10 protein-coding genes are annotated in these 12342 nt (G+C 29.9%); 3 read left to right on the top strand and 7 right to left on the bottom strand.

Translation table 11 applies throughout. From position 1 onward, the window contains the following. On the bottom strand, positions 1–1795 hold a 1795-nt coding region (locus G6N05_RS04795), incomplete at its 3' end, for a VWA domain-containing protein (RefSeq protein ID WP_166125403.1). A 32-nt stretch (positions 1796–1827) separates the two neighbouring features. After that, a complete protein-coding gene (locus tag G6N05_RS04790; protein ID WP_166125402.1) occupies positions 1828–2340 on the bottom strand; it encodes a hypothetical protein in 513 nt (170 codons plus the stop codon). A 907-nt stretch (positions 2341–3247) separates the two neighbouring features. Here G6N05_RS04790 and G6N05_RS04785 point away from each other — a divergent pair. Genes G6N05_RS04785 through G6N05_RS04775 form a run of 3 tightly spaced genes read left to right on the top strand, consistent with a single transcriptional unit; the run spans position 3248 to position 6761 of the window. Further along, entirely contained in the window at positions 3248–3760 is a 513-nt protein-coding gene (locus G6N05_RS04785; RefSeq protein ID WP_166125401.1) for a SixA phosphatase family protein, read from the top strand. After that, positions 3744–5843: a polyphosphate kinase 1 gene (ppk1, locus tag G6N05_RS04780; protein WP_166125400.1), complete on the top strand. Its 2100-nt coding sequence runs from the start codon at positions 3744–3746 to the stop codon at positions 5841–5843. Before G6N05_RS04785 ends, ppk1 begins: the two co-directional genes overlap by 17 nt. A 27-nt stretch (positions 5844–5870) precedes the next feature. Beyond that, positions 5871–6761: a Ppx/GppA phosphatase family protein gene (locus tag G6N05_RS04775; protein ID WP_166125399.1), complete on the top strand. Its 891-nt coding sequence runs from the start codon at positions 5871–5873 to the stop codon at positions 6759–6761. Between the two features lie 57 nt (positions 6762–6818). Here the strand turns inward: G6N05_RS04775 and G6N05_RS04770 are convergent, their stop codons facing one another. The 5 genes from G6N05_RS04770 to G6N05_RS04750 all read right to left on the bottom strand — a co-directional run bounded on the left by G6N05_RS04770 (position 6819) and on the right by G6N05_RS04750 (position 12332). Further along, a complete protein-coding gene (locus tag G6N05_RS04770) occupies positions 6819–7400 on the bottom strand; it encodes a hypothetical protein (RefSeq protein ID WP_166125398.1) in 582 nt (193 codons plus the stop codon). Positions 7401–7409: 9 nt separating this feature from the next. After that, positions 7410–8585, bottom strand: a complete 1176-nt coding sequence (locus tag G6N05_RS04765) for a THUMP-like domain-containing protein (RefSeq protein WP_166125397.1) — start codon at positions 8583–8585, stop codon at positions 7410–7412. Next, the gene (locus G6N05_RS04760) at positions 8585–9676 is read right to left on the bottom strand and encodes an AI-2E family transporter (RefSeq protein WP_166125396.1); all 1092 of its coding nucleotides are present in this window, start codon (positions 9674–9676) and stop codon (positions 8585–8587) included. Before G6N05_RS04760 ends, G6N05_RS04765 begins: the two co-directional genes overlap by 1 nt. Positions 9677–9758: 82 nt before the next feature. Then, a complete protein-coding gene (locus tag G6N05_RS04755) occupies positions 9759–10715 on the bottom strand; it encodes a zinc metalloprotease (protein ID WP_166125395.1) in 957 nt (318 codons plus the stop codon). Between the two features lie 420 nt (positions 10716–11135). Beyond that, positions 11136–12332 (bottom strand): alanine dehydrogenase, encoded by a 1197-nt coding sequence (locus tag G6N05_RS04750; RefSeq protein ID WP_166125394.1) that lies wholly within the window; start codon positions 12330–12332, stop codon positions 11136–11138. Between the last annotated feature and the right edge of the window lie 10 nt (positions 12333–12342).

The raw sequence follows: 12342 nt of genomic DNA, 5'->3' as shown, positions 1-12342 counted from the left end.
CTTTCGCAGTCCAAGTTCTAGTGATAGAATATTTTAATGGACATGCTGTACTTGGTGTCGTAACATCTGCAAAAGTTAGAGTTACAGGACCGCCACAAGCATCAGTTGCCGTTGCGGTAGCAAAACTTGGTACGGCAGGACAATTAATAGTTGAGATTGCAGGAAGCGGTGCTATAACTGGCGCAGTAACATCCTGTACATTTATAGTTTGCGAAGCGGTTGAAGTATTATTACAATTGTCTTTCGCAGTCCAAGTTCTAGTGATAGAATATTTTAATGGACATGCTGTACTTGGTGTCGTAACATCTGCAAAAGTTAAAGTTACAGTTCCACCACAAGCATCAGTTGCAGTTGCAGTTGCAAAGCTTGGAACTGCAGGACAATTAATAGTTGAGATTGCAGGAAGAGGTGCTATAACAGGAGGTGTAACATCTTGTACATTTATAGTTTGCGAAGCAGTTGCTGAGTAACAAGAATTACTAGCTGTCCAAGTTCTTTTAATTGAATATTTTAAAGGACATGCTGTACTTGGTGTTGTTACATCTACAAATGTTAAAGAAGTGCTTAAACAACCATTTGTAACTGTTGGAGTTATAAAACTAGGGGTTGTTGGACAATTAATTGTTGTTGGACTTGGTAGTGCTGATAATATAGGAGCACATGGGACACAATAATTAGGGGTTGTTACATTTTGAAATGTTGCAAGACAGTTTGAATTTAAGTAATCAAGTCTAGATGTACTAACAATATTATCTCCACAAATATTAGGTTTTGGTGTTAATCGATATTTTAAAGTTATTGTTTCAGTATTAAGAAAATCGATATTCCAATCAATTACTTGTCCGGTTTGCACAAATGTACCTTTAGATACAGAAATGGATCCTGCAACAATGTTGAAGTTATTATTTACGGTTTCTTTATTAAATGCAGTTCCAGGAATTTGTGCTGCAACCCAGGAAATTTGATTCAGTATTTGTGAGTAAATTCCAGTTAAGTTTGCAGCGCTTTCAGTAAAGAAAGCCCCACCTGATTGGATATTATTTAAACAGTATGTTGCATTTGTTTGATCAGTTCCAGATATTCCTCCAAACAAACCAACAGAAAATATTTGGTTATTATATACAACACTTGAAACTGTAGTAGTTTTTGCATTTGTAGCTGCAGTAATTGCACTTTGAATACAAGTACCACCAGTACCTCCAGAACATGATGAACCACTTGGACCTGTTCTATTTGCAACACCATCTGTCAAAAGAATAATACTTCTAGAGGTGTTGCAATTAAAACTACCATGAGCAGTTAATTCATTATCGGCTTTTACAATTCCGTCTTGAATATTTGTTGCTCCATTTGCATTCAAACCATTTACAATTGATATTAATCCAGCTTTACCACTAGATAAAGTTAAAACTTGATTGATTGTTGCAGTGTCAGCATAGGAGACAATTGCAACTTTATTTAATCCTGTAGGGTTGTTTGCTAACGAAAAGATGTTATTGATGAAATCTATAGCTGCATCTTTTGCATGATCCATAGAAGTGTCTGGGCTACCGCTCGTCATACTTCCAGATCTATCAATAACTAGAACAACTTCTAATGGTCTAGCTATTGGGTTAGCACCCACAACTTTTAATTCTACATCAATAATGCCACACGAACTTACATTTTGAACAACCGTTTTTGTTGGTGTAATAGTTTGTCCAAATGTAAGAGAAGATGAAAAAATAAGTAATATTTTAAGATATATGTATTTAACATCTCGAATTTTTCTGAAAAATTGTATAAATTTTTTCATATCAAATTATTTTAAGGTTGAATCTGACGAAATCAATTGTCATTAGAATTAATTACAAGGGTGTGTAATGAAGAATTAGCATAGTAATTTTCACAAACACCTGAAGAAGCAGTTATTTGAGTGCAACACCATTTGTTAATTGGAGTTCCAACTGGTACGGTAACATGAACAAAAAAAGTTAAAGTTTCTCCAGAATTTACTGAGATAGTAGAAATTGAATTTAAATTAATATCTGTAAATGATATGTTTAAAATAACATTGGATGTAGTGCTACTATTATCGCTATTGCTGCAGCTTCCATTTGTATTTTGAGAAGATAGTGTGTAAATGTCATTACTAATGCCATTATTGGTAATAGTCATTTTGTAATAAGTTCCACTACTAGAAGTACTTCTTGTTTTTCTACCTTTTGACACATCTAAATTAGCACTACAAGTTTGTGAAAAACTAAATGCTGAATTTAAAATCAAGAAAATAATAATTAGTTTATATTTTAGTGAAGAAATAAAAACCGTTACTGCGTATAAAGTTAGTTTTGTTCCCATATTATTTCGTTTTAGGAGGTTGAAGTTATTTTAAATTTGAGGTAACAATACCTCTTCAGTTTAGCGTTTTAAACTGTTGTTTTATTAGATTAATTTTTCAATTATGAGTTTTCTCTAGATATCTTATAAATGTATTTGGGTGTACTTTTTTAAAAATAATAGAGTTTAATGGTTAGGTTGGTATTCTTTAATACAACTAATTAACAGACAATTATTTTTCTTTATTATATGACTAAAATATATTTTGGGTTATACTTTTAGGAATAATAAAGACCGAGGTCAAGTTGATATTCTTTATAAGAATTTGAGATAATTTAGTTTTTAAGTTAACTTTTGAAATTTAGTATAAACTTCCTTTTCATATTTCTATCTTAAAAATTTATAAGATAATTTGGGGTTGTTTTTTCGTTTTTATTTTTATTGTTATACAAATAAATGAATTTATTATATCTTTTCTGTTTCAAATTTAAAGCAATTATTTTCAATGTTTTACACAAAGTAGTATAAAATCGTTATAAGGTATTATAAAATCTATATATAGTAACAATTTGATAAATAAATAGTTAAATTTCATTACTTAAAGTGTTAATACAGTAACTTTTTTCTTAACTCTTGTTTATTCTTTCAACTAAGTTTCTTTGAATTTATTTTTTAGAACAAGTTGTAGTTGCGTTCTAAAAGCAAAAGAGAGGTGTTCTAAAATAAAATTAATTGATTTAATGCTATTCAATTAATTCGTTATGTTTTTAAGAATGATATTTCAAATTTACTTCAATATTTTTCTATTTTAACAACAAATGTGATTAAAATCGTTAAATGGTATCATAAAATCTGTTAAATACAACTAACTGATATGTAATTAGTTAAAAATTTTAATTACTTTTAAATTTCACTAAATTATTAACTTATGAAAAATTTAATTTTAATACGACATGCAAAATCAAGTTGGGATTTTCCGCTAAGTGATATCGATAGACCATTATCGCAAAGAGGTGTTAATGACGCTTTTCTAATTTCTTCTAAAATCAACAAATTTCTTCCAAATAAGTTTGTGGTATGGAGTAGTATCGCAAAACGAACTCAAGAAACATGTTATATTTTTGCACAAAATTTGTTAATTCCTATCGAAAATATTATCTTTAGAAAAGATTTGTATGCTTTTGATTATAAGGAGTTATATGACAAAATTAGAATGTGTGACAACAGGTTTGAAAACATTATTTTATTCGGTCATAATGATGCTATCACAAGTTTTGTAAATAAATATGGAAACCAACATATTGATAATGTGCCTACTGCAGGTGTTGTACAAATTGAATTTAATGAAGATAATTGGTTGAATATAAAAAAAGGAAAAGTTAAAAACATACTCTTTCCAAAATTAATTAGAAGTAAGATAAAGAATGAACCCATACATTGATAGAGAAAAAAGCTGGCTAACATTTAACGCGCGAGTACTACAGGAAGCTGCCGATCAAAATGTACCCTTATTAGATAGATTGAGATTTTTAGGGATTTTTTCCAACAATTTAGATGAATTTTTTCGTGTGAGATATGCCGCGATAAGAAGAATGAGTCTTGAAAATATAGACACAAAACCCATTTTAGGTGACATAAGTGCCGATCAATTATTAAAAGATATTACCGAAATTGTAATTGAACACCAATCGGAAAGTTTAAGAATATTAAATGACATCGAAAAAAAATTAGAAAAAGAAGGTATTTATATCATCAACGAAAAAGAAATTAATAAACAACAGTCAGCCTTTATTAAAGACTTTTTCATTCAAAAAGTAAGTCCAGAATTAGTAACTATCATGTTAAATGACTTAGTGGAATTTCCTTTAATTAAGGATACTTCTGGGTATTTAGCGGTGAAATTAGTGATGAAAAAAAACAAAGCAGGTATCATTTCTCAATTATTAAACGATAGAGAAATTAGATATGCAATCGTGGAAATTCCAAAAACGATTAACCGATTTGTAGTTTTACCATCCAACTCCGAAAAACAACATATAATACTTCTTGATGATGTTATCAGATACAGTATCGATAGTATTTTTAATATTTTCGATTATGATAGTATCGATGCTCACATGATTAAAATCACACGTGATGCACAGCTAGAATTTGATTCCGATTTAAGTAAAAGTTTTATTGAAAAAATCTCGTACAGCGTTAAAGAACGTAGAGTAGGAGAACCTGTTCGATTTGTTTATGATCAAGCAATTGATAAAGACACACTCGATTTCTTCTTAAGTAGAATGAAAATTGATAGTTCCGATTCGATAATTCCAGGTGGAAGATACCATAATCGTAGAGATTATATGGATTTTCCGAATTTAGGTCGCTACGATTTATTATACAAACAAAATGTTCCGTTACCTATTCAGGGTTTAACCTTAGACGGAAGTATGTTAGAAAGTATCAAAGAAAAAGATTACTTATTACACGCACCTTACCAATCGTTTTCGTACGTAATTCGATTTTTGAGAGAAGCTGCTTTAGATCCAAAAGTGCAATCGATAAAAATTACTTTATACCGTTTGTCTAAAAATTCACAAATTGTGAGTTCGTTAATAAATGCAGCCAAAAATGGTAAAAAAGTAACGGTTCAAATTGAATTACAAGCGCGTTTTGATGAAGCAAGTAACATTTCGTACGCGGAACAAATGCAAGAAGAAGGTATCAATCTTATTTTTGGTGTGAAAGGTTTAAAAGTGCACAGTAAAATTTGTGTGGTGGAACGTGTTGAAAAAGATGATGAAATTACTAGATACGGTTTTGTTTCAACAGGAAATTTTAGTGAATCTTCTGCAAAAATTTATACGGATGTGACTTTGTTTACAAGTAATTCTAAAATTTTAAAAGATATTTCTAAAGTTTTTGAATTTTTCGAAGTGAATTACAGAGTGCATCGTTACAAACACTTAATAGTTTCACCACATTACACGCGTTCTCGTTTTGTGAAGTTAATCGATAGAGAAATCAAAAACGCTTTAGAAGGTAAACCAGCATATGTTAATTTGAAAATGAATAGTTTATCGGATTATAAAATGATTGATAAATTATACGATGCAAGTTTGGCTGGTGTAAAAGTTAAATTGATAATTAGAGGAATTTGTTGTTTGGTACCCGGCGTGAAAAAATTAAGCGAAAACATTGAAGCGATAAGTATTGTTGATAATTACTTAGAACATTCGCGCTTGTTTATTTTCTGTAATAATGACGATCCAGAAGTGTTTATTTCTTCTGCCGATTTTATGACCAGAAATATTGATGCTCGAGTAGAAGTAACCTGTCCGATTTACGATATTGAAATCAAAAATGATTTAATTGAAACTTTCGAAATCGGTTGGAAAGCTAACGTAAAAGCGCGTTTACATTCTGATAAGTTTGAAAATCAATATAGAAAACGTGGCGATGAAAAACCATTTAGAGCGCAACAAGAAATGTACAAACATTACCAAAACAAGTTAGAAGTAATAACTGAAGTTTTATAGATTTCTTGGCTAATAAAAAACAAATTAATGATTCAAATAAAAAAATATGCTGCAATAGATATTGGTTCCAACGCCATGCGTTTGTTAATCATGAATATTATTGAGCAAAAAGGGAAAGAAGTACAATTTAATAAAAGTGCCTTAATTCGTGTGCCCATTCGTTTAGGACAAGATGCTTTTACCGTTGGCGAAATCTCTGAAGAAAACATCGACAGAATGATTGACGCCATGAAAGCTTTCAAATTATTAATGAAAGTTTACAAGGTAGAAAAATACATGGCTTGCGCTACTTCTGCGATGCGTGAAGCGTATAACGGAAAAGAAGTGACAGAAATTATCAAGAAAAAAGCAGATATAAAAATTGATATTATCGATGGAAAAAAAGAAGCTGCAATTATCGCTTCATCTGATTTACATCAGTTTATAAAAACTAACGAAAACTATTTATACGTTGATGTTGGTGGTGGAAGTACCGAATTCTCTCTGTTTTCTAATGGAAAAATGGTGGTTTCTAAATCGTTTAAAAACGGAACGGTTCGTTTGTTGAACAATATGGTAAACGAAGTCGTTTGGCAAGAAATTGAAAAATGGATTAAAACCAACACTGTAGGTTTAGACAACATAATCATGATTGGTTCGGGTGGAAACATTAATAAAACGTTCAAGTTATCAGGAAAAATGCAAGACAAACCTTTGACTTATAAATATTTAAAAACACAGTTTGATTATTTTAACTCATTAACTTACGAACAACGTATCGCCGAATTAGGTTTAAACACAGACCGCGCCGACGTAATCATCCCAGCACTTACCATTTATTTAAGTGCGATGAAATGGAGTGGCGCCAACCACATTTACGTGCCAAAAATTGGATTATCGGATGGTATTGTAAAAGCAATGTATTTTGATAGGATATAGAATAAAAAAAAGGACTTAAAATTAAATTTAAGTCCTTTTTTTTTGTAAAAAGTTTTTCTAAATCCACAAACACTTCAAATGGTCTATAAAATAAGTATCTGGAGTTGATTTTGTTTTATAAATTTCTGAGTTAAGTTCTGGCTTAATTACAAAATTTACATCACCTGTATTGGCTGTTATTTTAATTAAGTATACTTTTTCCGTTTTTAAATCTTGAAAATTTTCTGGAGAAAAATAAAAGAAACCGTTTAAAACACGGACATTATTTTTGTTTACAGCATCATATTGTAAATCGTTACAAACTACAATTTCATTTGAGTTTACTAACTTAACTTGTTTTCCGTTTGATAATTCTAAAACCATTTTTGTGTTTTTATCAATACAAATTGGCGATAAAAAATCTTTACTTTTTTGTAAATACTGGAAATTTACACCTAAAAAACCATCAACTTCAAATAACTTGAAGGTTAAAAATGAAGTAGTATATCCAAATACACTTTCATCAATAATTTTATCTTTTAAAACTCGAGTACTTGAAGAATCTGTAATGATGTCAATTTCAAAATCGCAAGTTTTATCTTGTGAAAATGAGAGGTTACTTAATAAAAGGAATGCTGCTAATTTAAAGAATGTGTTCATTTTGGGTTTTTATATTTTATTGCAAATTAAAACAATTTTTTCGTCATTGATGTTGGTACTGAAAAAAGTATACACCTTTCCACCTTCAGCAATTTTATATTTCTTTCTAATTTCTTCTACGGCTAAAGGGAAATTACGTGTGGTAATATTCATTTTTTTGCCTTCTATGTGTTTCTTTAATTCTTCTTTTTTAAAGGGAATAACGGTTTCTACGATAAATCTTCTTCCAGGGAAATCTATCAATTTCATATTCGTGAACAAATGTGAATGTGGATGTAACTTGTCAATTCCCAGTGTTTTACTTAAATTATCAGAACAGCCCGATTTTAATAATGGCGCGTTTGGTTCGTATAAAAACATATTGGGTAAAGCAAATGAAGCGGGTGTATTTTGACCTAAAATAAAACTATTTGAATCTGTTTTTTCTTTTTGAATATTTATCGAAGTAATTTCAATTTCTCCAACATAATCTTTTTCTAAAATCCATAATAATTCTTTTACCTCGTTGTCTATGGCAATAATATGAATGGATTTGATGTGATTTAATTCGTTAATTCCAGCTGTAATATCTAAAATAGGTGCAGTTTTAATTATGATATTTTTACTTTTCGAAAAATATAAATCTAAATTAGCTGGAACATTTGGTAAGCAATCTTTTAATAAAAAAACTTTGCCTTTTATATCGCTTCTTCGACTCGGATCAATATAAATCCAATCGAAATTAGTTTTTGTATTGGATAGCACTTCAGTACTGTTTTCGCCAATGCATTCAATGTTTTTAACGTTTAGTTTTTCGTAATTGTGTTTGACAATAAATGAAAGTTCTGTGTTTTTTTCACAATGAGTAACTTTTTCAAACTTTTTCGAAAAATAATAACAATCTACACCAAATCCACCTGTTAAATCGATAATAGATTTTCCTGAAAGCAATTCTGATTTATATTTTGCTGTGATTTCTGAAGAAGTTTGTTCAATAGAAATACTTGGTGGGTAATAAATTCCATTAGTGGAAAACCAAGTGGGTAATTTACTTTTCGATTTGTTTTTAGAAACAATTTGATTAATCACTTCTTTCCAATCTACTTCAGGAAAAGGATTTTTAGACAATGCTAACTTTGAAATGTTGGCTTGTAACGAATTACTTATAAAGTCCTGAATTTCAGTTGTGAGTATGCTTAAATTCATTATAAACCTCTGGTTAAAATTTCAATAAAAGTATTTTTAGGATAAAATTCTTTTAAAACTACTTTAGCAGCTGTATAAAGAGGAACGGCAACTATCATTCCTACAATTCCAAGTAAAGTACCTGAAATAATAGTAACTAAAAATATTTCTAAAGGATGCGAATTTGTACTTTTTGAAAAAATTATTGGCTGACTGAAATTATTATCTATCAATTGCACAATGAAATAGCCAATAATCACATATAAAGTTGTTGGTAAAACTACAGTTTGAAAATCTTCGTTAATATGGCCCAACATGGTTAAAAACGCCGTCATTACTAATGCAATAATAGGTCCGATGTAAGGAATGATATTTAAAATAGCACCAAGTAAAGCAATGATAAAAGCGTTTTCTACTCCAAAAATCAACAATACAATTAAATATAATATAAAAACAATTAATAATTGCAATAATAATCCAATGGCATATTTAGCAAGCATATTTTTAATTCGCAATAAGGAAGCAATAATACGCCATCTATTATTATCGGGTAAAACAGCTCTTAAATTATCAGTAACTAATTTTTGATCATTTAAAATAAAGAAACAAATGAAAAATATGGAGAACAAAGCCATTCCGAAATTCCCAATAGAACCAATAATTGAGTTTAAAATATCTGTAATGAAGTTGAAATTAAAGGATTGTGTAATTTTCTGAACATTAAAATATTTTTCATAATTAATACCATATTCTTGTAGAGAAATATCTACATTATCTATAAAAACAGTGTAGTTTTTTTCTAAGGAATTAATATCAAGTAAGGATAAATTTTTACTTTGCCCTAAAATTAAGGGAACAAATAACATTATTATTCCAAAAATGATTAAAATAAAAAAGACTAACGAACAAACAATGGCTACTGTTCTGTTGAATTTAAATCGTTTTTGGAGAAAAAAACATATAGGTTCAGCAACAAAGCTTAACAATATTGCTGTGATAACATAGATAATAATAGATGAAATTGAAAACAAGAAATATCCACATATTAAAATTCCTAAAAGGATAAATATGGTTCTAAGCAAAGCGTTAGAAATGTCTTTTGATTTTATCATCGTTATTTTTTTCAAATATAAAAAATCCCGAATAGCTTTTCAACTATTCGGGATTAATTTATTGATTATATTTTTTTAAATACTATCTGAAAGAAGCTCTAGAACCACCAACGTTAAAAATAGCTAACATTCTAGTTTTTTGACCTCCAGAGAACATATACATTCCTCTGTCATCAGTGTAGTCCATGTAGTTCATGTACATTTCTAATGGTGTACCAGAACAAGTACTTCTGTGTCCAACTGCAGGAACTCCGCTATTTGCAGCATTGTGAACTGGAGTATCAGAAACTAAATCTGATCCACAAGTTGCATCACCCCAAATATGACGTAAATTCATCCAGTGTCCAACTTCGTGAGTTGCAGTTCTACCTAAGTTAAATGGATACGTTGCAGTACCAGTTGTTCCAACATATTTTCCATCACAAACTACACCATCAGTTGCAGATGCACCACCAGGAAATTGAGCATAACCTAAGATTCCACCACCAATTGTACAAACCCAAAAGTTAAGTTTTGTAGTAGGTGAAGTTGGATTTAAACCACCTTGAGTAGATTTTTTCATAGCGTCATTAGTTCCCCAAGAAGTCTTAGTAGTAGACTTTCTGATAACTTGGTCTAAAACGAAACGAATTCCAACATTAGCTCTTACACTGCTGTAAGGATTGTTTGCTGTATTGTAATCTGAGTTAGTTGCATTAAAATCTTTATTTAATACATCAATTTGTGATTGAATTTGAGCTAGAGAAATGTTTTCGGCAGTAGTTCTGTATAAAACATTTACAACTACAGGAATTTCTAAAACTCCGTTAACGATTCTACCTTGTGCAATTGCCTCAGCAGCTTTTAATTCAAACTCTTCCATTCTATTTGCTAAAGTTGGATCTGCAGCAAGTTGATTTTTCAAATGTTCATCTGAAAAACAGCCTCTTTTTCCAACGGTTTCTGCTAAATTTCCATCAGTAGTAGTGATAGAGTCTTCTTGTTTGTTACAAGAAAAAAGCAAACTTACAATAGCAAGTGATAAAACAATTTTTTTCATAAAAATTTAATTAATTGGTTAATTGGTTATGCAATATTAATTGTAAGAATTTTATTTTCAAAGAAAAAGTTTAATTTTTAGGGAAAATTCAATAAAAACACTAAAAAATAACAATTTCATCCATTTTAATGATATTTTTTTATTATTAATTTAATAAATTTTATCTTTATTTTTTGTGGAATACTAAATTTTAAAGTTTTAAAATTGATAATTTCATATTTTTGAATTCATTTTATTGAATTATATGTTAATTAATACAAAAATGAATCCTACTTTTTTAACAATTGTCTAAAATTATTTTTTTCTTACAAAAAAAAATCTCTTTAAAGTTATATGGGTTTAAGAAAAAGGCATAAACAATTCCAAATTGATATTTTCAATTTGAAAAAAATAGTATAAATTTTAAGTTTTTTTTTAAACTTAAAACACAATCAAGTTAATATCTCTATGTTCTAAATTAAACCAATCGGCTATTGGTTTGTTGGTTAAAATTCCATGATAAAAGTAAATTCCGTTTTTTAATCCTTTGTTGCAACGAATAGCAGCTTCAATTCCGCCGTCTTCTGCAATTTGAATCAGTATAGGAGAAATAATATTACTTATAGAAATACTCGCTGTTTTAGAATAACGCGAAGGAATATTTGGTACACAATAATGTATTACGTTACTTTTTATAAAAGTCGGATTTTCATGGGTGGTAATTTCTGAAGTTTCAAAACAACCACCAGTATCAATACTTACATCTACAATTACAGCACCTTTTTTCATATGATCCACCATAGATTCGGTAACCACAATTGGCGTTCTGTTTTTACCGCGAAGCGCACCAATAGCAACATCGCAACGACGAATCGCTTTTAAAAGTGCTTTATCATGAATCGTAGAAGTGAAAATTCGTTGGTTTAAAGTATTTTGTAAACGGCGTAATTTCGTAATCGAATTATCAAAAACTTTTACGTTGGCACCTAAACTTAAAGCGGTTCTTACAGCATATTCTGCGACAGTTCCAGCGCCTAAAATAACAACTTCGGTTGGTGGAACTCCAGTAATATTTCCAAAAAGCAACCCTTTTCCGTCATTATTATTAATCATTAATTCTGCTGCAATTAAAACCGAAGCTGTTCCTGCAATTTCACTTAACGATTTCACCGCTGGATAAGAACCATCGCTATCTTTAATGAATTCGAAAGCTAATGAGGTAATTTTCTTTTTGGTAATCGCTTCGAAATATTCCTTTTTTTGAGTTTTTAATTGAATGGCTGAAATCAGAATCGCTTCCATATTCATCATATCAATTTCCTCCAAAGTTGGTGGTTCGACTTTTAATATAATCGGACAAGAAAATATTTTTTTCGTATCATGAGTCACCTCAGCTCCAGCATCCGAATAATCTTTATCTGAAAAACTGGCGTTTTTTCCAGCACCACATTCTACCATTACGCGGTGTCCATGACTAACTAATGAACTTACAGCGTCTGGTGTTAAACAAATACGACGTTCTTGGTATGAAGTTTCTTTTGGAATTCCAATAAACAATTCACTTTTGTGTTTGGCAATTTCCAATTTTTCTTCTTGCGGAAGTAATTGTTTGGCTGAAAATGGAGAATAGATAGACATGGTTATTTCG

Source organism: Flavobacterium bernardetii (assembly GCF_011305415.1).
GTDB lineage: Bacteria > Bacteroidota > Bacteroidia > Flavobacteriales > Flavobacteriaceae > Flavobacterium > Flavobacterium bernardetii.
The sequence above is the reverse complement of the archived record's forward strand: the minus strand, read 5'-3'. Positions and strand labels throughout refer to the sequence as shown.

What these genes read in the sequence shown, in the direction of transcription:
- G6N05_RS04790 (WP_166125402.1), bottom strand. Translation starts at nt 2,340, where the DNA reads ATGGGAACAAAACTAACTTTATACGCAGTAACGGTTTTTATTTCTTCA.
- G6N05_RS04785 (WP_166125401.1), top strand. Translation starts at nt 3,248, where the DNA reads ATGAAAAATTTAATTTTAATACGACATGCAAAATCAAGTTGGGATTTT.
- ppk1 (WP_166125400.1), top strand. Translation starts at nt 3,744, where the DNA reads ATGAACCCATACATTGATAGAGAAAAAAGCTGGCTAACATTTAACGCG.
- G6N05_RS04775 (WP_166125399.1), top strand. Translation starts at nt 5,871, where the DNA reads ATGATTCAAATAAAAAAATATGCTGCAATAGATATTGGTTCCAACGCC.
- G6N05_RS04770 (WP_166125398.1), bottom strand. Translation starts at nt 7,400, where the DNA reads ATGAACACATTCTTTAAATTAGCAGCATTCCTTTTATTAAGTAACCTC.
- G6N05_RS04765 (WP_166125397.1), bottom strand. Translation starts at nt 8,585, where the DNA reads ATGAATTTAAGCATACTCACAACTGAAATTCAGGACTTTATAAGTAAT.
- G6N05_RS04760 (WP_166125396.1), bottom strand. Translation starts at nt 9,676, where the DNA reads ATGATAAAATCAAAAGACATTTCTAACGCTTTGCTTAGAACCATATTT.
- G6N05_RS04755 (WP_166125395.1), bottom strand. Translation starts at nt 10,715, where the DNA reads ATGAAAAAAATTGTTTTATCACTTGCTATTGTAAGTTTGCTTTTTTCT.
- G6N05_RS04750 (WP_166125394.1), bottom strand. Translation starts at nt 12,332, where the DNA reads ATGTCTATCTATTCTCCATTTTCAGCCAAACAATTACTTCCGCAAGAA.